The organism is Paludibacterium purpuratum (assembly GCF_004363805.1).
Lineage (GTDB): Bacteria > Pseudomonadota > Gammaproteobacteria > Burkholderiales > Chromobacteriaceae > Paludibacterium > Paludibacterium purpuratum.
In genome coordinates, this window is the sequence record NZ_SNZP01000003.1 from 1 (window position 1) to 22,385 (window position 22,385).

The 22,385-nt window shown below is 60.6% G+C and carries 25 protein-coding genes and 1 tRNA gene; 13 read left to right on the plus strand and 13 right to left on the minus strand.

Going from position 1 to position 22,385, the window contains the following annotated elements:
* The first annotated feature begins 2 nt into the window (after positions 1 to 2).
* Positions 3 to 95: a hypothetical protein gene (locus DFP86_RS04020; protein WP_481848688.1), complete on the plus strand. Its 93-nt coding sequence runs from the start codon at positions 3 to 5 to the stop codon at positions 93 to 95.
* A gap of 74 nt (positions 96 to 169) precedes the next feature.
* Here DFP86_RS04020 and DFP86_RS04025 read toward each other — a convergent pair whose 3' ends face one another.
* The 3 genes from DFP86_RS04025 to DFP86_RS04035 all read right to left on the minus strand — a co-directional run bounded on the left by DFP86_RS04025 (position 170) and on the right by DFP86_RS04035 (position 3,221).
* Entirely contained in the window at positions 170 to 1,228 is a 1,059-nt protein-coding gene (locus DFP86_RS04025; protein WP_133678733.1) for a patatin-like phospholipase family protein, read from the minus strand.
* Between the two features lie 122 nt (positions 1,229 to 1,350).
* Positions 1,351 to 1,908, minus strand: a complete 558-nt coding sequence (locus DFP86_RS04030) for an adenine phosphoribosyltransferase (RefSeq protein ID WP_133678734.1) — start codon at positions 1,906 to 1,908, stop codon at positions 1,351 to 1,353.
* Positions 1,909 to 1,925: 17 nt separating this feature from the next.
* Positions 1,926 to 3,221: an NCS2 family permease gene (locus DFP86_RS04035; RefSeq protein ID WP_133678735.1), complete on the minus strand. Its 1,296-nt coding sequence runs from the start codon at positions 3,219 to 3,221 to the stop codon at positions 1,926 to 1,928.
* A gap of 164 nt (positions 3,222 to 3,385) precedes the next feature.
* Between DFP86_RS04035 and gmk the strand changes: the two genes are divergently transcribed.
* From gmk to DFP86_RS19705, 11 genes are all read left to right on the plus strand, one after another.
* Positions 3,386 to 4,015 (plus strand): guanylate kinase, encoded by a 630-nt coding sequence (gmk, locus tag DFP86_RS04040; RefSeq protein ID WP_424991620.1) that lies wholly within the window; start codon positions 3,386 to 3,388, stop codon positions 4,013 to 4,015.
* A 64-nt stretch (positions 4,016 to 4,079) separates the two neighbouring features.
* The gene (rpoZ, locus tag DFP86_RS04045; RefSeq protein WP_133678737.1) at positions 4,080 to 4,286 is read left to right on the plus strand and encodes a DNA-directed RNA polymerase subunit omega; all 207 of its coding nucleotides are present in this window, start codon (positions 4,080 to 4,082) and stop codon (positions 4,284 to 4,286) included.
* Between the two features lie 22 nt (positions 4,287 to 4,308).
* Positions 4,309 to 6,465, plus strand: coding sequence for a RelA/SpoT family protein (locus DFP86_RS04050; RefSeq protein WP_133678738.1), 2,157 nt, complete (start codon positions 4,309 to 4,311; stop codon positions 6,463 to 6,465).
* Positions 6,462 to 6,674: a sulfur carrier protein ThiS gene (gene thiS, locus DFP86_RS04055; protein WP_279526888.1), complete on the plus strand. Its 213-nt coding sequence runs from the start codon at positions 6,462 to 6,464 to the stop codon at positions 6,672 to 6,674. The genes DFP86_RS04050 and thiS overlap by 4 nt, the downstream gene beginning before the upstream one ends.
* 17 nt (positions 6,675 to 6,691) lie before the next feature.
* Positions 6,692 to 7,492, plus strand: a complete 801-nt coding sequence (locus DFP86_RS04060; RefSeq protein WP_341802658.1) for a thiazole synthase — start codon at positions 6,692 to 6,694, stop codon at positions 7,490 to 7,492.
* A gap of 111 nt (positions 7,493 to 7,603) precedes the next feature.
* On the plus strand, positions 7,604 to 7,816 hold the full coding sequence (gene rpsU / locus DFP86_RS04065; RefSeq protein WP_133678739.1) for a 30S ribosomal protein S21: 213 nt from the start codon (positions 7,604 to 7,606) through the stop codon (positions 7,814 to 7,816).
* 101 nt (positions 7,817 to 7,917) lie between these two features.
* Positions 7,918 to 8,364: a GatB/YqeY domain-containing protein gene (locus tag DFP86_RS04070; RefSeq protein ID WP_133678740.1), complete on the plus strand. Its 447-nt coding sequence runs from the start codon at positions 7,918 to 7,920 to the stop codon at positions 8,362 to 8,364.
* Positions 8,365 to 8,379: 15 nt separating this feature from the next.
* Positions 8,380 to 10,146 carry a DNA primase gene (dnaG, locus tag DFP86_RS04075; protein ID WP_133678741.1) on the plus strand — a complete coding sequence of 589 codons (1,767 nt, stop codon included), beginning with the start codon at positions 8,380 to 8,382 and terminating at the stop codon, positions 10,144 to 10,146.
* Between the two features lie 60 nt (positions 10,147 to 10,206).
* A complete protein-coding gene (rpoD, locus tag DFP86_RS04080) occupies positions 10,207 to 12,126 on the plus strand; it encodes an RNA polymerase sigma factor RpoD (RefSeq protein WP_133678742.1) in 1,920 nt (639 codons plus the stop codon).
* 44 nt (positions 12,127 to 12,170) lie between these two features.
* Positions 12,171 to 12,247: transfer RNA gene (locus tag DFP86_RS04085), tRNA-Ile, on the plus strand.
* Between the two features lie 127 nt (positions 12,248 to 12,374).
* Positions 12,375 to 13,700 (plus strand): methyl-accepting chemotaxis protein, encoded by a 1,326-nt coding sequence (locus DFP86_RS19705; RefSeq protein WP_208108218.1) that lies wholly within the window; start codon positions 12,375 to 12,377, stop codon positions 13,698 to 13,700.
* A 36-nt stretch (positions 13,701 to 13,736) separates the two neighbouring features.
* Here DFP86_RS19705 and DFP86_RS04095 read toward each other — a convergent pair whose 3' ends face one another.
* The 5 genes from DFP86_RS04095 to DFP86_RS04115 form a co-directional block, all read right to left on the minus strand.
* Positions 13,737 to 14,060: a hypothetical protein gene (locus DFP86_RS04095; RefSeq protein ID WP_133678744.1), complete on the minus strand. Its 324-nt coding sequence runs from the start codon at positions 14,058 to 14,060 to the stop codon at positions 13,737 to 13,739.
* A gap of 82 nt (positions 14,061 to 14,142) precedes the next feature.
* Complete coding sequence (locus DFP86_RS04100; RefSeq protein ID WP_133678745.1) at positions 14,143 to 14,367, minus strand: hypothetical protein; 225 nt, start codon at positions 14,365 to 14,367, stop codon at positions 14,143 to 14,145.
* 305 nt (positions 14,368 to 14,672) lie between these two features.
* Positions 14,673 to 15,977, minus strand: a complete 1,305-nt coding sequence (locus DFP86_RS04105) for a hypothetical protein (protein ID WP_133678746.1) — start codon at positions 15,975 to 15,977, stop codon at positions 14,673 to 14,675.
* Positions 15,974 to 16,186, minus strand: coding sequence for a DUF2249 domain-containing protein (locus tag DFP86_RS04110; RefSeq protein ID WP_133678747.1), 213 nt, complete (start codon positions 16,184 to 16,186; stop codon positions 15,974 to 15,976). The genes DFP86_RS04105 and DFP86_RS04110 overlap by 4 nt, the downstream gene beginning before the upstream one ends.
* A complete protein-coding gene (locus tag DFP86_RS04115; RefSeq protein ID WP_133678748.1) occupies positions 16,183 to 16,602 on the minus strand; it encodes a hemerythrin domain-containing protein in 420 nt (139 codons plus the stop codon). Before DFP86_RS04115 ends, DFP86_RS04110 begins: the two co-directional genes overlap by 4 nt.
* A 107-nt stretch (positions 16,603 to 16,709) precedes the next feature.
* Here DFP86_RS04115 and DFP86_RS04120 point away from each other — a divergent pair, with 107 nt between their 5' ends.
* On the plus strand, positions 16,710 to 17,402 hold the full coding sequence (locus DFP86_RS04120) for a Crp/Fnr family transcriptional regulator (RefSeq protein WP_133678749.1): 693 nt from the start codon (positions 16,710 to 16,712) through the stop codon (positions 17,400 to 17,402).
* A gap of 119 nt (positions 17,403 to 17,521) precedes the next feature.
* On the opposite strand, the gene DFP86_RS04125 is transcribed toward DFP86_RS04120, so the two are convergent.
* The 5 genes from DFP86_RS04125 to DFP86_RS04145 form a co-directional block, all read right to left on the minus strand.
* Positions 17,522 to 17,758: a hypothetical protein gene (locus tag DFP86_RS04125; RefSeq protein WP_133678750.1), complete on the minus strand. Its 237-nt coding sequence runs from the start codon at positions 17,756 to 17,758 to the stop codon at positions 17,522 to 17,524.
* Positions 17,759 to 18,013: 255 nt separating this feature from the next.
* Complete coding sequence (locus DFP86_RS04130) at positions 18,014 to 18,838, minus strand: ABC transporter permease (protein WP_133678751.1); 825 nt, start codon at positions 18,836 to 18,838, stop codon at positions 18,014 to 18,016.
* A 20-nt stretch (positions 18,839 to 18,858) separates the two neighbouring features.
* The gene (locus tag DFP86_RS04135) at positions 18,859 to 20,127 is read right to left on the minus strand and encodes an ABC transporter permease (protein WP_133678752.1); all 1,269 of its coding nucleotides are present in this window, start codon (positions 20,125 to 20,127) and stop codon (positions 18,859 to 18,861) included.
* 70 nt (positions 20,128 to 20,197) lie between these two features.
* Entirely contained in the window at positions 20,198 to 21,232 is a 1,035-nt protein-coding gene (locus DFP86_RS04140) for an ABC transporter substrate-binding protein (RefSeq protein ID WP_133678753.1), read from the minus strand.
* 37 nt (positions 21,233 to 21,269) lie between these two features.
* On the minus strand, positions 21,270 to 22,382 hold the full coding sequence (locus DFP86_RS04145; protein WP_133678754.1) for an ABC transporter ATP-binding protein: 1,113 nt from the start codon (positions 22,380 to 22,382) through the stop codon (positions 21,270 to 21,272).
* Positions 22,383 to 22,385: the final 3 nt, after the last annotated feature.

A 22,385-nucleotide genomic window follows, 5' to 3' on the forward strand; every position in this document is an offset into this window, starting at 1 on the left:
ACGTGTTCGAGTCGCCGATGTCGCTGGTGTTCGAGCAAGCGGAAAACCGCATGCACACCATCAAGTCCATCCTGGTCTCCACGCTGGGCGACTAAGCGTAGTCGGGTAAAATACAGCCCCTCGGCCGCAAGGCCGGGGGGCTTTGTCTTTTATGGCCGCGGCGGCGCGGCTATAGGCCCAATGCCGCCGCGTTTTGGTCGCAGAACAGGTGGCCCGCTTCGTAGCCGATGTCGTAGAGTCGCGCCAAGTTACTGTGCGACCAGGCCAGCTCCTGGGCGAAGTCCGCCGTGCTCAACAAGGACTCGTAGTTGACCCGCAATACCTCGCTACGCTTTTTCCCCGTGTCCGGGTCGATGTTGTGCAATGCCTCGAATAGTTTCAGGTCGTCGCGAGCCAGCTCGACCAGCGGGGTGATGATCGACTGTACCCAGGCATCGTAGAGGTCGGTCGGCGGATGCATGATGCGTTCGCAGCCCAGGACGTCGAACACCACGATGCTGTCGATCGGCGCGCGGTGGTGCTGGTATAGGCTTTTGAAGTTCAGCGTGTCGATGGCGGCGCCTTCGATGTAATAGTCGCCGTCAAGCAGATAGGGTGGGTAGATAAAGGGGAAGGACAGTGCGGCGAGGAACTGGTCTTTGCCGATCTGCGTTTTGTCCCAACAATCCATGCGATGCTTGGTCAGATTGTAAGCGTTCAAATAGAACTGCGAGTCGCTCGTGGCCAGGGCATCGAAGTCGACGATGTGGTCGATGAACGGGACGTGGGCGCACAGGCCGGTGCTCTTGGCGCTGAGGTCGCTTGGGCACAGGGTGGCCAGGATCAACTGGGCCCAGTCATTGAGAAAACGCCCGCCCGCACCATCGTCCTGTTGCCGTTGCAGTGCGGCCACCAATGGATTGGCGGCGACCAGTTGGCGCCAGAAATCGGCTAACGGTCCCGGTTTGTTGAAGACCTTGTAATTGACTGGAAACCGATCGTAGATGGCGTCATCCACGCCCATATCGATCAGGGCGCGCAGCGAGGCGCGCGGATCGCCGGATTTGGGGGCGCTGTAGAGCAGGCCGATCAGGGCGCCGGCACCGGCGGTGGAGATGACGTCGAAGTGGACTTTACGGTCGATGAAGGCTTCCAGCGAGCCTGCCATCAGTGTGGCATTGGGTGCGCCGCCCCCCAGAACCAGGGCAACGGATTTCGTGTCGGCGGCGGCTTTGCGCGGCGTGGCCATGACGCGGCTCCTTGTGGTGGGATTCACGTCGTAATGTAGCAGGAATGGTTGAAAGCACAATGTCATTTGTGCGGTTGCAGCATCGGGTGGAGCGGGGAGAGCGGTTTCTCTCCCGCGTCAGCTTACAGACCTTCGAATTCGCACACGGTAAAGAGCGGCAAGCCTTCGTTGCGAACCAGCTTGCTGCCGCCCAGTTCGGGCAAGTCGATGATCGCCGCGGCTTCCAGTACCTCGGCGCCTAATTTCTTCAGCAGCTTGTAGCCGGCGATCATGGTGCCGCCGGTGGCCACCAGGTCATCGATCAGCACCACGCGGTCGCCTTGCTTGCAGGCATCGGTATGCATTTCGACCGAGGCGTTGCCGTATTCCAGCACGTACTCTTCGGCGACCGTGGTGAAGGGCAGCTTGCCCTTTTTGCGGATCGGCACGAAGCCGACATTGAGTTCGTAAGCCAACACCGAGCCGATGATGAAGCCGCGGGCGTCCAGGCCGGCGATCAAGTCGACCTGCTCGGACATGTAGCGGTGCACGAACAGATCGATCAGAACGCGGAACGACTTGGGGTTTTGCAGCAGCGGCGTGATGTCGCGAAACATCACGCCCTCGTGCGGCCAGTCGGGAACGGTACGGATCCAGCCCTTGAGGTAGCTGGCGTAATCCAGGTTGCTTAGATTTTCCATACCGCTATTGTACTCAATCAGAACATGGCCAGCTTGAAAATCCACAATGCGGCGATGACCACTACCGCCGGCTTGAGGTCGCGGAAACGACCGGCCAGAATCTTGATCACGGCATAGCTGATGAAGCCGAAAGCGATGCCGTCGGCGATCGAGAAGGTGAACGGCATGGCCAGTGCGGTCATGACGGCCGGCGCGGACTCGGTCAGGTCGTGCCACTCGATTTCAGCCAGGCCGCGCGCCATCAATACGGCGACATAGCACAGGGCCGGCGCGGTGGCATAGGCCGGTACGGTCTTGGCCAGCGGCGACAGCCACAGGCAGGCCAGGAACAGGATGGCGACCACGGTGGCGGTCAGGCCGGTACGGCCGCCGACGGCGGTGCCGGCCGCGGATTCGATGTAGGCGGTGGTGGACGAGGTGCCCATCACGGCGCCGACGGTGATGGCGATCGAGTCGGCCAACAGCGCGCGCTTCAGGCGCGGCAGTTTGCCGTTCGCGTCGAGCAGGCCGGCGCGGTGCGATACGCCGATCAAAGTGCCGGTGGTGTCGAACAGATCGACGAAGAAGAACACGAAGACCACGCCGAGCAGACCGATGCTGGCCGCGCCGTGCAGATCCATCTTCATCCAGGTGGGCGATATGCTCGGAACCGGTGCGACGATGCCCTGGAACTTCGACAGGCCGAGCAGGATCGACAGGACGGTCACCACCAGAATGCCGATGATGATCGAGCCGTGCACGCGGCGGTATTCCAGCGCGACGATCAGGAAGAAGCCGAAGATGGCCAAGAGGGTGGTTGGGTTGTGTAAGTCGCCCAGGGTCAGGTAGGTGACCGGGTGCGAGGTGACGACACCGGCGTTCTTCAAGGCGATGATGGCCAGGAACATGCCGACGCCTGCGGAGATGGCGAATTTCAGCGATTGCGGAATGGCGTTGACGATGGCCTCACGCACTTTCAGCAGGCTGACGGCCAGGAACACCAGGCCGGAAATGAACACGGCACCCAGCGCGACCTGCCAGGGCACGCCCATGCCCTTGACCACGGTGAAGGTGAAGTAGGCGTTCAAGCCCATGCCCGGCGCCAAGGCCATCGGGTAGTTGGCGACCAGGCCCATGATGGCGGTGCCCAGCGCGGCGGCCAGACAGGTGGCGACGAAGACGGCGTTCAGATCCATGCCGGTGGACGACAGGATCAGCGGGTTGACCAGGACGATGTAGGCCATGGTCAGGAATGTGGTGAAACCGGCCAGCACTTCTGTCTTGACAGTCGTATGGTGTTCTTTCAGCTTGAAAAAACTTTCCAGTAGCTGCATTGTTCTTCGCTCCCTCAGCAACTCATGCATTGCAACAAAACCGGGGATTCTAATCGCTAAGTCAGTGATTTTCCTAAATTTTGACGTGAAAATAGTTGGCCGGATTCCATGGGGCTCCGGTTTGTGGTATCCTGAAAAATTATATTTTTACGGGTTTTCGGCGCATCATGACACAGGCAAGCGGCACGATCTTCATCGTCGTAGCGCCTTCCGGGGCGGGTAAGACTTCGCTGGTGGCAGCCTTGCTGGAAGCCGAGCCGACGGTCGGCCTGTCGGTGTCCTATACCACGCGCAAACCGCGCGAGGGCGAGATCGACGGCAAGCATTATCACTTCATCTCGCACGCCGAGTTCGAATCCATGATCAGCCGCGGCGATTTCCTCGAGTACGCCGAGGTGTACGGCAACTATTACGGCACCAGTCGCGGTTGGATCCGATCGCAGCTGGCCGAGGGGCACGACATCTTGCTGGAAATCGATTGGCAAGGTGCGCGCCAGGTGCGCCAAGCCTTTCCCGAGGCGGTGGGCATTTTTATCGTGCCGCCGTCGATCGAGGAGCTGGAACGTCGGCTGCGCGGCCGCGCCACCGATACGCCCGAAGTGATCGCGCGCCGGTTGGCTTCGGCGCGCCAGGAAGTCGACATGATTCCCGAGTATGACTACATGGTGGTCAACGAGCAGTTCGAGCGCGCGCGCTTCGACCTGATCAGCATCGTGCGCGCACAACGGTTGCGCACCGAAGTGCAACGCGTTCGATTCGCCGACAAGCTGGCGCATATGGGCAGCCAACGCTGAACGATTGGTTTGCCGGCGGATTTTCGTTATAGTTTTCCCTTAATCTCTACCTGAAAGAACCGACATGGCCCGCATTACCGTAGATGACTGCCTGGATCGTATTACCAATCGCTTCGACCTGACGCTGGCCGCCGCTTATCGTGCCCGCCAAGTCGCCTCCGGTGCCGCCGCCTTCGTGGAAGCCGGCCGCCATAAACCGACTGTCGTCGCCCTGCGTGAAATCGCCGCCGGCCATGTCGGCAAGGAACTCCTGACCCGTAGTCGTAGCTAAGCCGATCCGGTAGCACGCCGCCATGAATGCCGACGCAGTTTCGCCAATCGATTATCAGGCCGTCATCGATCGCGACGCCGAGGCATTTTTCGCAGCCGCGGCGCGCTATCTCAAGCCCGATGATGTCAAGCTGCTGCAGCAGGCATTCGCGTTAAGCCGGGAGGCGCACGAAGGGCAGACCCGTAAGAGCGGCGAACCCTATATCACGCACCCGTTGGCGGTGGCGACCATGCTCACCGACTGGCGCGTCGATGCCCAAGGGCTGGCCGCGGCGTTGCTGCATGACGTGCTGGAAGATACCGGCGTCACCAAGCCCGCCCTGAACGAAAAATTCGGCCGCACCATCGCCGATCTTGTCGACGGCCTATCCAAGCTCGAACGTCTCGAATACCAGACGCGCGAAACCGCCCAGGCGGAAAATTTCCGCAAGATGGTGCTGGCGATGGCGCGCGACATCCGCGTGATCATCGTTAAGCTGGCCGACCGGCTGCACAATATGCGCACGCTGGATTCGATGCGCGAAGACAAGCGCAAGCGTATCGCGCTGGAAACCCTGGAGATCTACGCGCCGGTCGCCAATCGTATCGGCCTGAACCGCGTCTATCGCGAATTGCAGGATCTGGCGTTCAAGCACCTGCACTATCATCGTTACAACGTGCTTAACAAGGCTGTGCGCGCGGCGCGCGGCAACCGTCGCGAGGTGGTCAACAAGATCTTGCAGGCTGTGAGCCAGAAGTTGGTCAGCTGCAATATCGAGGCGGTGATCAAAGGGCGCGAGAAAAACCTCTACAGTATCTACAAGAAGATGCAGGAAAAGCACCTGTCGTTTTCCGAGGTGCTGGATATCTACGGCTTCCGCGTTGTCGTCAACGACATCCCCAGTTGCTATTTGGCACTTGGGGCGCTGCACAGCCTGTACAAGCCGATTCCCGGCAAGTTCAAAGATTACATTGCCATTCCCAAGGGGAATGGCTACCAAAGTCTGCATACCACGCTGTTCGGGCCATACGGCACGCCGGTGGAGATGCAGATCCGCACGCGCGACATGAATCGCGTGGCCGAGGCCGGCGTGGCCTCGCATTGGATGTACAAGAGCGGAGACGCTAGCCTGGATACCGCCCAGCAGCGCACGCACCAGTGGCTGCAGAGCATTCTCGACATTCAGGCCGAGAGCGATGATCCGGTTGAATTCTTCGAGCACATCAAGATCGATCTGTTTCCGGACGAGGCCTACGTCTTCACGCCAAAAGGCAAGATCCTGGTTTTGCCGCAGGGCTCGACGCCGGTCGACTTCGCCTATGCCGTGCACACCGACGTCGGTCACCGCTGCATCGCGGCGCGAGTCAATCATGCGCTGGTGCCGTTGCGTACCGTGCTGCGCAACGGCGATACCGTCGAAATCATTACGTCGACCCAGGCCAAGCCCAATCCATCATGGCTGAGCTTCGTGCAAAGCGGTCGCGCGCGTTCGTGCATCCGCAGTTATCTGAAGAGTATGCAACGCAGCGAAGCCGTCCAATTGGGCGAAAAGATGTTGCGTCAGGCGGTGGGGGCGCTGGCGGCCTCGCCGCTGCAAATCGACGACGCTTTGCGTGAGGCTTACCTGCGCGAGCATGGCGACAAGCTCGACAGCTTCCAGGATCTGCTGGTGGAAATCGGGGTGGGCAAGCTGTTGCCGGTGGTGGCGGCGCGTCGTCTGATCGAGCTGGCCGGCCAGCGATTGGGCGAGGATCTGCACCTGGCGCCGGTCGCCATTCGCGGCAACGAGGGTGGTTCGGTACAGTTGTCCGCCTGCTGCAACCCGATTCCGGGCGACGATATCGTCGGCGTCATCACCAAGGGGCAGGGCTTGGTCATCCACCGTTCCACTTGCCCGAACGCCAAACGCGCCGATGCCGACAAATTGCTGGCCGTAACCTGGGATGCGCAGAAGGATCGAATGTTCGGCGCCACCATCAGCGTGTTGGCGCGCAAAGAGCGCGGCGCGCTGGCTGAAATCGCCACCGCCATTTCGCTGGCCTCGGCCAATATCGAGGGTGTCGACACCTTGGATACCCATATGGGCGACGATTTCCTGCATATCCACTTCCGCGTGCAGGTCGAAGGCCTGAACCATCTCGATCGGGTGCTGGCCGAAATCAGTCAGGTGGACTTCGTGCAGCGCGCCGAGAGGAAATGAATTCCATGCTCCAGTTGATGATCAATGGCGAAGCCAAGCGCTTCGAGAGCGTCGCTACCGTCGCCGAGCTGATTCAGGCGTTATCGCTGGGCGACAAGCGTGTGGCTGTGGAGCGAAACGGCGAAATCGTACCGAAGAGTCGGCATCGCGAAACGCTTTTGGTCGACCACGATGTGCTGGAAATCGTGGTGGCGGTTGGTGGTGGTTGATTTAGGGAGACGAGCTAGTGTTGCAAAATGACCAATTGGTGATCGCGGGGAAAAGCTATGCTTCCCGTCTGTTGGTAGGCACCGGGAAATACCGTGATTTCCAGCAAACCGCGGACGCGTTGGACGCTTCCGGTTGCGAAATCGTCACGGTCGCCATTCGCCGCGTCAATCTCGGTCAGAATGCTAACGAGCCGAATTTGCTCGACTTTTTACCTAAAAACCGGTATACATTGCTGCCCAATACGGCGGGCTGCTATAGCGCGGACGATGCGGTGCGTACTTTGCGCCTGGCGCGAGAGCTGCTCGACGATCATCGGTTGGTCAAGCTGGAAGTCCTGGGTGACGCTGCCTCGCTGTACCCCAATGTGCGTGAAACGCTGAAGGCTGCCGAAACGCTGGTGAACGAAGGTTTCGACGTGATGGTGTATACCTCCGACGATCCCATCGTGGCCCGCGAACTGGAGGCCATCGGTTGTTGTGCCATCATGCCGCTGGCTAGCTTGATCGGTTCCGGAATGGGGATTGTCAACCCATGGAATCTAGGGTTGATTATCGAATCGGTTAACGTACCGGTGCTGGTGGATGCCGGCGTCGGTACCGCGTCGGACGCGGCCATAGCCATGGAGCTTGGCTGCGACGGCGCACTGATGAATACCGCGATCGCTGCAGCAGACGATCCGGTGCTCATGGCCTATGCCATGAAACAGGCTGTTGAGGCTGGCCGCGCTGCCTATAAGGCGGGGCGGATGCCTAAACGTTTTTATAGTGCAACACCAAGTTCGCCGAGTCTGGGGGTGATTTCGACCCGCAAGGCATGATGACGTCGCCTTGCACTGTCGTCGACGGGGTTTCATAAATCTCGTCAATTGGTTACAATATTAGATTACATCGAGCATCGCGCTCTTTTCAGTTTTTAAGGATGATGGTTAATGCCTCATATTCGTGTTAAAGAGAATGAGCCGTTTGAAGTAGCAATGCGTCGCTTCAAGCGTTCGGTTGAAAAGACTGGTCTGTTGACCGAACTGCGCGCCCGCGAGTTCTACGAAAAGCCGACCACCGAGCGCAAGCGCAAGCATGCTGCCGCCGTAAAGCGCCACTACAAGCGCATCCGCAGCCAGATGCTGCCGCCGAAGCTGTTCTAAGCGCTTCGCTGTTCGGCAGTCCCGCAGGACCGCAGGTTTAACCTGCGGTTTTGCCGTTTATACGATCGGTTTTTCGATCTCCCTCATTTGGACAAGCAAGCATGAGTCTCAAAGCCCGTATCCAGGAAGATATGAAGGCCGCCATGAAGGCGCGGGAAACCGATCGTCTGGCGGCCATCCGCTTGTTGATGGCTGCGATGAAGCAGAAGGAAATCGACGAGCGCATCGAACTGGACGATGCCGGGGTGACTGCCGTGATCGATAAGATGATCAAGCAGCGCCGCGATTCGATCTCCCAGTACGAAATGGCCAAGCGCATGGACTTGGTGGATAAGGAGCGCTTCGAGCTGGATACCCTGTCCGCCTACCTGCCGCAGCAGCTTGACGAGGCCGAGATCGATGCAATGATCGAAGCCGCCGTGCAGCAGTCCGGTGCGGCATCGATGCAGGATATGGGCAAGGTCATGGGGTTGTTGAAGCCGCAAATGGCCGGTCGCGCGGATATGGGCGCGGTCTCCGCCCGCATCAAGGCCCGGCTCGCTCGTTAAGCGCGAGTTGCCGCTGTGATCCCGCAGGATTTCGTCGATCAGCTCTTGTCGCGCGTCGACATCGTCGACGTGGTGGATCGTTACGTTCCACTGAAGAAGGGCGGGCAGAACTATTTGGCGTGTTGCCCGTTCCATAAGGAAAAATCGCCGTCGTTCACCGTCAGCCCCTCCAAACAGTTCTACCACTGTTTCGGGTGTGGGGCGCATGGCTCGGCCATCGGCTTCGTCATGGAATACCAAGGGCTGGGTTTCGTCGACGCGGTGAAGCTCTTGGCGGAAAACGTCGGCATGACGGTGCCGCAGTCGGTCAGGAGTGCCGATCCGGTCGCCGAGCAGGCGGCGCGGGTGCGGCGGTTGTCCCTTGAGGAGTTCCTGCAGCAGGCTGCCGGCTACTACAAGAAGCAACTGAAATCTGGGCCCAATGCGGTGGCGTATTGCAAGCGCCGCGGATTGTCCGGCGAAATTGCCGCCCGTTACGGACTAGGCTATGCGCCGGACGGCTGGCAAAACCTGGCCGAGATTTTTACCGACTACCAGGACGAACGGCTGGTCGAGACGGGGCTGGTCATCCTGCACGAAGAGGGGCGCCGTTACGACCGCTTCCGCGACCGGTTGATGTTCCCGATCCGCAACCAGCGCGGCGGCATCATCGGCTTCGGTGGTCGTGTGTTGGGGCAGGGCGAGCCTAAATACCTGAACTCGCCTGAAACCCCGCTGTTCGAAAAGGGGCGCGAGCTCTACGGTCTGTACGAAGCCAGACTGGGCATTCGTACGCACAACCGGGTTTTGGTGGTCGAAGGCTATATGGATGTGGTGGCCCTGGCGCAGTTCGGCGTCGACTACGCCGTCGCCACATTGGGCACGGCCACCACGGGCGAACATGTGCGCAAGCTGATGCGGCACGCCGATCACGTGTATTTCTGCTTCGACGGCGACCGTGCCGGTCAGAAAGCCGCGTGGCGGGCGCTGGAGAACAGCCTGCCGCAGTTGCAGGACGGCAAGTCGTTGCATTTCCTCTTCCTGCCGGAAGAGCACGATCCGGACAGTTTTGTCCGCGAGGCAGGCAGGGAGAAATTCGAGACTTTGCTGCAAGAGCAAAGCTTGCCGCTCTCGACGTACTTTACGCGCGAACTTACTGCGCGCGTTGACATGAATTCGCCGGAAGGGCGTGCCGACCTGATTCGTCAGGCCATGCCACTTTTGGCACAGATTGCGGCTCCGGCCCTGGCTCTCATCATTAAAAAGCGGCTGGCGGAACTCGCCGGCATTGATGTCGACGAATTCGACATGCTGATGGGGCAGAAGAAACCGGAGCGCAAAGGCAAGCGCGAATACCGCCTGCCAGCCGGATCCGTCAGGCCGGTCCAGATGTCCATCGTCCGCCGTCAGTTGAAATGGCTGCTGATGAACCCGCTCTGGGCCGAGGATGTGCAAATGCCCGATAGCCTGACGCTTTCCGACGAGTTGGCCTGCTTTGCCATGTTGGCCGAACGCGCCCGCGAACACGGGGCCGAGCCCACCACGGCACAGATGATCGAATCCATCCGCGGCACCCCCTGGGAACCGCTGGTGGATAGCGTGCTGCAGCAGGCCATGCAAGACCCGGAAGAATTCGCCGCCCCGGACGACGACGACAGACTGCAGTTTCGCGATGGCAACGAAAAATTGCTGCGACTGCTACGCGATGCCGAGCTTGATCGGCTAAAACAAAAGTCCCGGAGTGAGCGATTGACGACGGAAGAATCGAAACTGATGCTTGAATTGCTGAGTCGAAAGACCTGAATTCAACTTATTGGTGCTATACTCAACTGTTTTTTTCGGCTTTTTCAAGCAGGAAGCGAAATGGCGGCCTCTCCCGAAAATCAAAAGGAAGTACAGGAACAGGCGATGAGCCTCGAAGAACAGCGCAAGCGGCTACGTCAGCTGATTGCCCTGGGCAAAGAGCGCGGTTACCTGACCTACGCGGAAATCAACGACCATCTTCCCGAAGATGTGTCCGATGCCGAACAAATCGAAAACATCGTGACCATGATCAGCGGTCTCGGCATCCAGGTTTATGACGAAGCCCCCGATGCCGACACGTTGCTGATGTCCGATGCGGCGCCTGCCGTGGCCGACGAAGATGCCGTCGAAGAAGCGGAGGCGGCGCTGTCCTCGGTCGACTCCGAATTCGGCCGCACCACCGATCCGGTTCGCATGTACATGCGTGAAATGGGCTCGGTCGAACTCTTGACCCGCGAAGGCGAAATCGAAATCGCCAAGCGCATCGAGGACGGCCTCAAGTTCATGATCCAGGCCATTTCGGCGTGCCCTGGCACCATCTCCGACGTTCTCGAACTGATCGACCGCGTCGAACGCGAGGAAATCCGCGTCGACGAAGTGGTGGACGGCTTCATCGACCCCGACGCCGCCGAGACGGAAGAAGTCCCCTTCTCCACAGAGCCGGCCGTCGAGGAAGAAGAGCTGCTCGAAGACGAAGCGGATGAAGACGCCGATGCCGAAGCCGACGTCGAGGCCGCTGCCAGCGCCAACCTCGAAGAACTCAAGCAGCAAGCGCTCGAGCACTTCGCCACGGTGCGCGCGCTGTTCGACAAGATGGTCAAGGAGCTGGCCAAGCACGGCTCGCATAGCCAGGCTTACCTGCAACTGCAGGAAGCCATCTCGGCCGAGTTCATGAAGGTTCGTTTCTCCACGCGCCAGATCGAAAGCCTGTGCGAATCGCTGCGCCGTCGCGTCAACGAGATCCGCACTTTCGAACGCGATATCCAAGATATCTGCGTTACCCGCGTGCGCATGGAACGGGCTCACTTCATCAAGTGCTTCCCGGGCAACGAATGCAATCTCGAATGGGTCGAGACGGAGATCAACGCCGGCCACGCATGGTCCGAATCGTTGACCCGATTCAAGTATGCCATCATTGAAAAGCAGTCCAAACTGGCCGAATTGCAGGAAAAGGCCATGCTGCCGATCAAGGAGCTGAAGGAAATCAACCGGCAGATGTCTTCCGGCGAATCCAAGGCTCGGCGTGCCAAGAAGGAAATGATCGAGGCCAACCTGCGTCTGGTCATCTCGATTGCCAAGAAGTACACCAACCGCGGTCTGCAGTTCCTCGACCTGATCCAGGAAGGCAACATCGGCCTGATGAAGGCGGTGGACAAGTTCGAATACCGCCGAGGCTACAAGTTCTCGACCTACGCCACCTGGTGGATTCGCCAGGCGATCACCCGCTCCATCGCGGATCAGGCGCGCACCATCCGTATTCCGGTGCACATGATCGAGACCATCAACAAGATGAACCGCATCAGTCGGCAGATTCTGCAGGAAACCGGGCGCGAGCCCGATCCGGCCGAGCTTGCCGAGCGCATGGAAATGCCCGAGGAGAAGATCCGCAAGATCATGAAGATCTCCAAGGAGCCGATCTCCATGGAAACCCCGATCGGCGACGACGACGACAGCCATCTGGGCGACTTCATCGAAGACTCGGTGACCCTGGCGCCGTCCGAGGCGGTGATGTACTCCAGCCTCAAGGACGCCACCAAGGAAGTGCTCGACACCCTGACGCCGCGCGAAGCCAAGGTGCTGCGCATGCGTTTCGGCATCGACATGAACACTGACCACACGCTGGAAGAAGTCGGCAAGCAGTTCGACGTCACCCGCGAGCGGATTCGCCAGATCGAAGCCAAGGCACTGCGCAAACTGCGTCACCCGACCCGTTCGGAACGCCTGCGCAGCTTCCTCGACAACGAACCGGGCAATCAGTAAAGGTCTGGAACCCGGGAGAGGTTTTGGTATAATGCCCCTCCCACGGGCCTTTAGCTCAGTTGGTTAGAGCAGAGGACTCATAATCCTTTGGTCGCGGGTTCGAACCCCGCAGGGCCCACCAAACAAATCAACGGCTTGCAGAGAAATCTGCAAGCCGTTTTGCTTTTTTGTCCTTACATCGAGGTGTGCGTTCCTGCGCGTTGGCTATAGTGATCATGCAGGCCAAAGTAACGCTAGGAGCGACGCCGATGTTCAATCGAAAATTGCACGATGCCATTGCCGAACTGACGCAAGAGAAACAAGCGCTGCAAGCGGTGCTTGATGCGGTAGGCAAATCGACGGCCATCGTCCGCTTCGACTTGAATGGCAATGTGATCGACGCCAATCCCAACTTTATCAACCTCATGGGCTACAACTCCGCCGATGAGATAAAAGGCCTGCCTCACAAGACCTTCTGCGATAAGGCCTATGCATCGTCGCGCGACTATGAAATATTCTGGGCGAATCTGCGCAATGGACAACTGTTCTCCGGGCAAATCAAACGTGTGAAGAAGAATGGCGACCCGGTTTGGTTGGAGGCAACGTATAACCCGATCAAAGACGCCGATGGCAAGGTCGTCGGCTTCATCAAGTTTGCCAGCGACGTATCGGCACGCGTCGATGCCGGCATGAAAAGCCAAGCCTTCGTCAATGCCATGGATCGCTCCATGGCGATTATCGAATTCACCATCGATGGCACCATTATCGCCGCCAACGATAATTTCCTCACGGCGATGGGCTATACCAGGGCTGAGCTGATCGGTCGTCATCATCGCCAGCTCTGCCCGGACTCGCTTGTGAATAGCGAAGAATACGCTCGGCTGTGGAATAACCTGCGCAGCGGGCAATTTTTCTCGGGCCGGATTCTGCGTATTGCACGCGATGGCACCGATCGCTGGCTAGAAGCCAGCTATAACCCTGTCATTGACGATCAAGGGCAGGTGGTATCGGTGGTCAAGTTCGCGACCGACATTTCCCATTCCGTTAAACGGCACAAGCAGGAGCAGGACAGCGCTGTCTTTGCCTACAACACCTCCCAACAAACCCGCCACTGGGCGGATGAGGGGGTCACCAGCATCCAGACCGCAGTGAATCAGATCGAGGCCATGGAGACCGACATCGGTAAGGCGGGGGAAAATGTCGAGCGCTTGGGAACGGATTCGCAGGAAATCGGAACGATTGTGCAAACCATTAAAGAGATCGCGGATCAGACGAACCTACTGGCTCTCAACGCCGCCATCGAGGCCGCACGCGCGGGCGAAACGGGCCGTGGCTTCGCAGTCGTTGCCGATGAAGTGCGCAAGCTAGCCGAGCGCACGACGGCCTCGACCACGCAAATTTCAGTCATGGTGAACAATATTCAGACCAGCACCGACTTGGCGATCGATAGCATGGCGGGCATCTCTGTCAAAGCCCGGTCAAGCGTGGAGGATGTCAGCAAGGTGGGCGATGTGATTTTCCAAATCCGTTCCGGTGCAGATTCCGTCGTTACGGCGATCCAACAGATCGCTAGTGAGCGGGGTGTTTCTTCCTGAGGCGCGGCCAATTCGTCTGCCGTCCTGTCTACCACGCTATGGCGTGGCAGCGTCGGCTACATTTGCGGCTTGATCCGCTCGGCGATCTTGCCCACGGTTTTGCTGAGCCATCGGTTGGCATTGGAGCGCAATGGGGAATGCCTTGGCGATCTCGCCGGCATCGTCTCCCATGAAGCTGTAGTAGAACACGCGCCAGCCGTTGTTTTCGGCCAGCGGCATTAGATCCTTGACCAGAAATTCGGTTTTGCCCATGCGGCGTGGCGCAAACAAAGTGAGGGCGGAAGAGAGGCCGGCCGTAAGCATCCGCAGCACGGATTGGGCGAGCTGTTCGCGCGGGTGGAGCAGGGTGTCTGGTGCCATCGCTAGCCACTCTTAGCTATCGGCTTGCATAGTTATGCATTACATGGCTAATTGTGGCTAATTGATGCTGGTCGGCCCGCCCTTAGTCCTCGGAGAACCAGCGGCTCGATTTCTTCGGCTCGGCTGAGGTCGGCAGGCCTTGGCTGATGATTTTGCCGGTGCCCGGTTCGGTGATGGTGAGATTGTCGTTCAACCGGTAATTGAACTTGGTCAGGTTGCGGCAGGAAGTGCAGATGCCGATGGCGCTGATGGCATACAGGGTCCCCGTTGTCCGGACGACCGTACCCCTGAGAGCATGACGGCGCAAAGCCGACTTGCAGAATCGACATTCGCCCAGGATGTGGTTGAAACGGGCAAAACCACCGGGAGTTGGCTGTCGACGGTGGGGCCCGCCAGCAAGCTAAATTCCGCATCGGATAATTGCATCAGCAAGGCACGTGCTTCCGTGCTTTTTTTCTTTCTTAACATTCGCTACTTGAATCAGGAAAAAGGACTGCTCACCAGGGGCGGTCGAATTCAGCCCCCGTGTACATGGGGAGGTCATTGGCGCTGCCGCCAAAAATGAGTGGGCAGGGTAATCATCTCGTGGCGAGCTGTCAATTCGGCAGCTCGTCAGTGGGGCGGGGATGAAGGGGTCGGAACGATCCTGCTCGCCTGGATTTGCTGCTGGACGGCTCGGTACTGGTTGGCGATGCGCAGGCCTAGCCAGGCCAGCGTACCGGCGAGGAGTGCGGAGGCGGCGGCGAACAGCCACTGAGTCGATTGCGGCGCCAAACACCATAGCACGCCGGCGGCCACCCACAGGACGTGCAGCATGCCGACGCGCCGATGGTGTGTTTCCGATAGAAAACCGTGCGTCGATGGCAAGAGCCCGCGCGGCGGATTCTGCGCCTTCAGGTGCAGCCAGCAGAGAAACGGCACGATCTTGCCCAACATGGCCAGCATCACGCCCAATCCCAGGCCGCCGAGCCACAGGAAGCCGGCCAACAGCGGCAGTTCGGCCCGTGTCGGCCAGGCGAGGCAGCTCAGCGCCAACAATGCGGCGGCGAGTAAAGACAGCATGGCGCGTAGCCACTGCGCGCGCGCCGGGTCTTGCGGCCTGCGCCCTTGACGCAGCAAACGCAACGTCAACAGACCGTAGGCGCTAACGCCCAGCCAGAGCGCCAGGGCGAGGGCATCGGTGCCGGGCAGCGGCCAGAAGGTGAAGACAGCGATGGCCGCCAGTAGCGGTAATAAGCCGGCGCTCAACCAGCGCACGGCGCGCGGGTAGGGCGGGGTGATCAGAAACATCGGCACGACGGTTTGGCTGATGGCGATCAACAAGCCAAGCAGCCAACCGATGCCGGCCCACAACACATGGCTATGCATGAGCGGCAACAGCGGTAGCGCGGTGTGCCCGCTCAACGTCGCCACCATGGCGAGGCCGAGTGTGGCGGCCAGCGCCAGGGCCGAGAGCGCGAGCAGCATGCCGCGGCTGGCACTGTCGCGTGCCGGCGAACGCAACAGGCCGACAATCCCGTGACCGAGAAGCCCCGCCAGCGCCAAGACGAGCAGAAAACCGCCCGCCGAGAGCAGTCGCGGCGCGAAGCCGGTGGCGAAACCCGCGCATAACAAGCCGCTGCCGGCTTGCCACGGCAGCCAGACCAGCCACAGCATGCGTGCCGGGCGTTTGAGCGGCAGGCCGGCCAGCACCGCCAGCAGCTGAAGGGCCGCGCCCAGCATGATGTTGCCGAGCACGCCGAGCGCCAGTTCGTGCGTCAACGCCACCGTCAGCGGTTGAAAGCGGTTCGGTGCCTGCGGCGTCGCCACCGCCAGGGTCAGCGTCAGTACCGCGAGCCAGCCGAGCGCCGCCAGGAAGAAGCGCATCGGCAGCCAGATCGGCGGCGCCTTGTCGTAAGAGAGCCAAGCTTGGCTCATGGCCGTTCGACGTGCAGGATCACGCCGCCATCGCCGGCCAGTTCGCAGCGATAGCGCACGCCCTGTTGCTCCAAGAGCGGGTACAGCGGCAGCGGGTGGTGCGGCAGGATGTAGCTCAGCGTCTGACCGGCCGCCAGCGTCTCGACGGCGTCGAGGATGACCTCCATCGGTTGCGGCGGCGGCAGGTGTCGCAGGTCTTGCGCGCTCACGATTGCGGCACCAATGTTTCGAACTCGGCGACGTGCTGGGCGCACATCGGGTAGAGCACGTTCTCTTCTTTCATATTGTGCTGCTGCATCAGGATCAGCAGCGTTTCGCCTTGGCCGAGAAAAGCCTCGCTATCCTGCGCCGCCAGCGCCGCTCGCAATTCGGCGAATAGCTCGCGCATTTCGGCGTGCTCGCCGCGCATCACGGCGGTCGGCCCCATGGTCATGCCGGTCGCCGCCTCGAAGGCCGGAAACAAGTGCTCCTCCTCCAGGGCGAAATGGCGTTGCATGTCGGCTTCGAAGGGCTGCCAGGCGGCAAGGGCCGTGGTCCAATCGCCGTCGCGCACGGCGGCCTCGGCCCGGACCAGAAAATCGTCGCAGCCGCGGTGTTGTTCGATCAGTCTTGCGATGGCACTCATGTTGAATCTTCCCCGGCAATGAAAAATGATATTGCGTGGCAGTATGTCGAAACGCCTCATCCAGCTAGAATGATTTGCATCAAGGATTTCAAAAGCCCATCAAGCCTATGTCCCACATTGATATTCCTACCCTACTGCGTCATCAACCCTTATTTCAGGCCTTGGCGCCCGAACAACTGTCGGCGCTGGTGTCGCATGTACGCGAAGTGCGGTGCGAGAAGGGGCGGGTGTTGTTTCAGAAGGGCGATCCGTGCGATGGCATGTATGTGGTGGTGTACGGCCGCGTCAAGTTGTCGCTGTTCTCCTCCCAAGGGGGCGAAAAAGTGGTCGAGGTGATCCAACCGGGCCAGAGTTTCGCCGAGGCGGTGATGTTCCTGGGTTATGCCTATCCGGTCTTGGCGCAATGCCTCGACGACGCCTTGCTGCTCAAAATCGAGGCGGTCGGTATCCTGCAGGCGCTGGCCGGCGACGGCGACTTCGCTCGCCGGTTGTTGGCCGGCATGTCGATGCGCTTGCACGGCCTGATCCGCGACGTCGAACGCTATTCGACGGAAAGTTCGATGCAGCGCGTCAGCGGCTATCTGCAGCAAGCCTGGATCGATGCCGGCGAACCGGATAGCGCCTTTCCGCTGCCGCTCAACAAGAATCTGATCGCCTCCCGCCTCAACCTGACGCCGGAAACCTTCTCCCGCGTACTGCAGCGCTTGATGACCGCACAGCTGATCCAGGTCGCCGGCCGCGAAGTGCGCGTGCTCGATCCGGAAGGTTTGCGCGAATTCGCGGGCGAGGACAAGGGCTGACTTGCTGTAAAGCAAGCACTCGTGGCGGGGAGAAGGCGTTAGCCGGGTCCTCCTTCGAGCTGTCGCAAGGCGACGGCCCCGGCTAACGCCTTCTCCATGGCAACGCTTGTGGCATGGGGTTACAACAACGCGATCAACTGTCGCGTCTGCCGCTGCAATTCGGCGCATGGCGTTGCCAGCGCGGCATGCAGCTGGTCGGCCGGTAGCGTCCGGGCCCGTCTTAGCGCCTGTTCGATACGCAGCAAGGCGCCGGTGTATTCGGCGAGCCGCAGCTGGGTGTCGGCCAGCCGGTCGAGTGCCAGGGTGCAGAGAGAGGGTGAATCGGTGAATGCGGGATGAGCGTGTTCGGAAGCCATTGGCAATCTCCTGCAAAGAAGACCCACCCAGGCAGGGGTGGAGGGCTGTCCTACGCTCATAGCGTTGCAAAAAGCGTTCGGGATCTTACGATGGCCCGCAGCCCCCCGGCGAAATGGTACGTCCGGCCAGGCGGGGCCTGGCCGGTGGGGGCAACGCTATGATTTAGGAGCCCCCACCCTAATGGTGGGCGACCCCTAAGGTCTAACTTGCGCGGTCGGGGTATTTCAACATGCTCGCATAACGGCCGTTGGCAATCATGATGGCGCGCTCTGCAGCCGCTCCATGCGGCCGCGCAGCCATTCCAGCGTCAACAGCAGCAACACCGAAAAGCCGATGAGTAGGCTCGCGGCGGCGGCAATGGTCGGGCTGAGGTTCTCGCGGATGCCGCTGAACATTTGACGCGGCAAGGTCGCCTGCTCCGGCCCGGCCAGAAACAGCGTCACCACCACTTCGTCGAACGAGGTGGCGAAGGCGAACAAGGCGCCGGAAATGACGCCCGGCGCGATCATCGGTAACGTGATGCGCAGGAAAGCCACCAGCGGCGGTGCCCCCAGGCTGGCGGCGGCACGCGTCAGGTTGTGGTTGTAACCCTGTAGCGTGGCGGTGACGGTGATGATCACGAACGGCACGCCGAGTGCCGCATGTTCCAGGATCAGCGTCAGATAGCTGTTGTCCATTCCCAGCGGCGCGAAGAACAGATAGCTCGCCACGCCGATGATCACCACCGGTACCACCATCGGCGAGATCAGCACGAACATGATCAGCGATTTGCCGCGAAAGTCGGCGCGCGTCAGTCCGATCGACGCCAGCGTGCCCAGCACCATGGCGATGGTCGTGGCGGCCGGCGCCACGATCAGGCTATTTTTCAGCGAGCGGATCCACTCCGGCGCACTGAACAGTTCCTGATACCAACGCAGCGAAAAGCCGGTGAGCGGATAGACCAGGAATGTCCCGTCGTTGAACGACAGCGGAATGATGACCAGCACCGGCAGCAGCAGAAACAGCAGTACCAGCGCGCAGAACACGCGCAGCGCATAGTGCCAGGCGCGTTCGATCGGCGAGAGGGTCTGATTCAACATGATGGCGTTCTCCTGCCCGGTTAGCCCAGGCGCAGCCGGTTGGCGCCAACCAGCCAGTTGTAGACGATATACAGCAAGAGCGTGGCGGCCAGTAGTAGTCCGCCCAGCGCGGTGGCCATGCCCCAGTTGATCGAGGTGTTGGTATAGAAGGCCACGAAATAGCTGACCATCTGGTCGTTCGGGCTGCCGAGCAGCGCCGGCGTGATGTAGTAGCCGATGGACAGAATGAAGACCAACAGGGCGCCCGCGGCGACGCCGGAGACGGTCTGCGGGAAGTACACGCGCCAGAAACTGGCGAACGGGTGGCAGCCGAGCGATATCGCCGCCTTCATGTAGGACGGCGAAATGCCCTTCATGACGCTATAGATCGGCAGGATCATGAACGGCAGCAGGATGTGCACCATGGCGATGTAGACACCGGTGCGATTGAACACCAACTGCAGCGGCTGATCGATGATGCCGAGCCAGTGCAAGGTACTGTTGATCAAGCCGCCGGACTGCAGCAGCACGATCCAGGCGGCGACCCGCACCAGCACCGAGGTCCAGAAGGGCAGCAGCACCAGGATCATCAGCAGATTGCTGCGGCGCGTGGGCAGATTGACCAGCAGATAGGCCAGCGGATACGCCAGTGCCAGGCACAGGATGGTCACCACCAGGCTCATCCAGAAGGTGCGGGCGAAGATGTCGAGATAAATCGCCTGATCGGGCGCGGCGGGGGCGAGTTCGCCCAGATCGTCGATACGGTGATCGAGCGCCGCCAGCAGGTAATAGGGCGTGTGGGTCGAGGTGTTGCGACGAATGGCCTGCCAATAGGTCGGATCGCCCCAGCGCTCGTCGAGCGCGGTGAGCGCCGTTTTGTACGACAGGGGCGCGGGCGTCAGCGGCAGCTGGCGGACAGTCTTGTTGAGCAGGCTGCGATAGCCGGGGACTTCCATGTTAAGACGCTTGCCGACGTCGCCCAGGGTCTGCGCGTCGCGCGCGGCGGGCAGGTCGGCGGCCAGGGCCCGATAGGCGTCCTCCGGCGGCAGGGCGCGGCCATTCCAGGCCGCGACGGCTTTGACCGTCTGCGGCAGGCCGCCCGCCACTTCCGGGTTCTCGGTACTATGCAGCAGCAAGGCGGCGATCGGGACCACGAAGACCAACAGCACGAACAGCAATAACGGCAGGATCATCGACAGCGACTGATAGCGATGGAGGCGCTCGGCGCGCGCCAGCTTTTTCTTCAGCGCGCGCGGCGCCTCGATGGGCGCTTGGGCGGCATCGGACAGGGTGGCAGAGTTAGCGGTCATCGGCGTTTCCATAGGGCGATGGGTCGGGATGGCGGCGCCGGGCGCGGATGGCCCCGGCGCCGCTGCCAGGTTACTTGGCGGCCCAGGCGTTGAAGCGCTGTTCCAGCGATTCGCCGTAATCGGCCCAGAACGCCACATCGACGGCCAGGCCGCTCTTGATGTTCTGCGGCGCGGTGGGCAGCGTGGCGGCCACGTTTTTGCTCAAGAGGCCGACGGCTTTCTTGTTGCTCGGACCATAGGCGATTTGTTGCGAGTAGACCTTCTGGTTTTCCGGCTTGCTCGCGAAGGCGATGAACTTCAGCGCGGCATCCTTGTTGGGCGAGCCTTTGGGAATGGCCCAGGAGTCGAAGTCGTACATGCCGCCGTTCCAGACGATCTTCAGGTTCTTGCCGTCCTTCTGCGATGCGGCGATACGGCCGTTATAGGCCGAGCTCATCACCACGTCGCCCGACACCAGGTATTGCGGCGGTTGCGCGCCGGCCTCCCACCACTGAATGTTCGGCTTGAGCCGGTCGAGCATCTTGAAGGCCCGATCTTGCCCGGCCTGGGTGGCCAGCACCTTGTAAACATCCTTCGGCGCTACGCCATCGGCCATCAAGGCGACTTCCAGCGTGTACTTGGCGCCCTTGCGCAGACCCCGCTTGCCGGGGAATTTCTTCACGTCCCAGAAATCCTTCCAACTGCCGGGGGCGCTCTTGAGCTGGTCGGCGTTGTACGCCAGTACCGTCGACCAGACGAAGATGCCGATGCCGCAGGTTTGCACCGCGCCGGGGACGAAGTCGTTCTTGTTGATCTTGCTGTAATCCAGCTTCTCGAACAGTCCTTCGTCGCAGCCGCGCGCCAGTTCCGGCGATTCGACTTCGAGCACGTCCCAGGACACGCTGCGCGTGTCGACCATCGCTTTCACTTTGGCCATCTCGCCGTTATATTCGCCGCCGACCACCGATACGCCGGTGGCCTGTGTGAACGGTGCGTAATAGGCTTTTTCCTGCGCGGCTTTATTGGCGCCGCCGAAAGAAATCACGGTCAGGTCGCCGGCCAACGCGCTCGACGCACAGCAGGCGGCGGCAATCGCCAACGTCCAGGTTTTCACTGCAGTCTCCATCGATGTTTCTCCTTGAGTTATTGGAATCACATGCGTACTACTCGGCGACGACGGTGGGGTCGAGCGCCCTGACATGCTCTACATGCCACGTCAGCGGAATCACGTCGCCGACGGAAAGGGAGGCATCCAACTGGGCAATGGGTTGTTTGACGATGAATTGGCTGTTGCCGCAGGCTTCGAGCCGGATTCTGACGTGGTCGCCCAGATAGATGAATTCGCGGATACGGCCGGAGAAACGGTTGTGGCTGCCTTCGCTGCCCGCGCCGAGGCTCACGCGTTCCGGACGGATGGATAGCGAGACCGGCTGTCCCGGCGCCGCATCGTGCACCGCCATGGCCTCGATGCACTCGCCGCTGTCCAGCCCGACCGTGCAGCGCTCGCCGTCACGGCTAAGTAGCTTGCCGGACAGCCGGTTGTTTTCGCCGATGAAGTTGGCGACGAAGGTATTGCGCGGGTGCTCGTACAGCCCTTCCGGCGTATCGATCTGCTGAATCTCGCCGTGGTGGAACACCGCGACGCGGTCGGACATGGTCAGCGCCTCGCTTTGATCGTGAGTGACGTACACGACGGTGACGCCCAGGCGCTCATGCAGGTGTTTGATCTCGATCTGCATGTGCTCGCGCAATTGCTTGTCCAGTGCGCCCAGCGGTTCGTCCATCAACACCAATTGCGGTTCGAACACCAAGGCGCGCGCCAACGCCACCCGCTGCTGCTGGCCGCCGGATAACTGGCCGGGGTAGCGCTGCGCGAATTTTTCCAACTGCACCATGGCCAGCGCGCGTTTGACGCGCTCGGCGATGTCCGTCTTGTCCAGGCGTCGCACCTTGAGCGGAAAAGCCAGGTTCTGCGCCACGGTCATATGGGGGAACAAGGCGTAGTTTTGAAAGACCATGCCGATGTCGCGCTTGTGCGGCGGTACTCGGTTGAGCGACCGCCCGCCCAGCAGGATCTCGCCGGCGGTCGGGGTTTCGAATCCGGCCAGCATCATCAGGCTGGTGGTTTTGCCGGAGCCGGAAGGGCCCAGCAAAGTCAGGAATTCGCCCTTGCGGATATCCAGGTTGAGCTGTTTGACGATCAGGCTTTCGCCGTCGTAGCTCTTCTGGACATCGCGGAATCGAACCAGAATATCGTTCGCGTTCGCCTCGGTCATGAT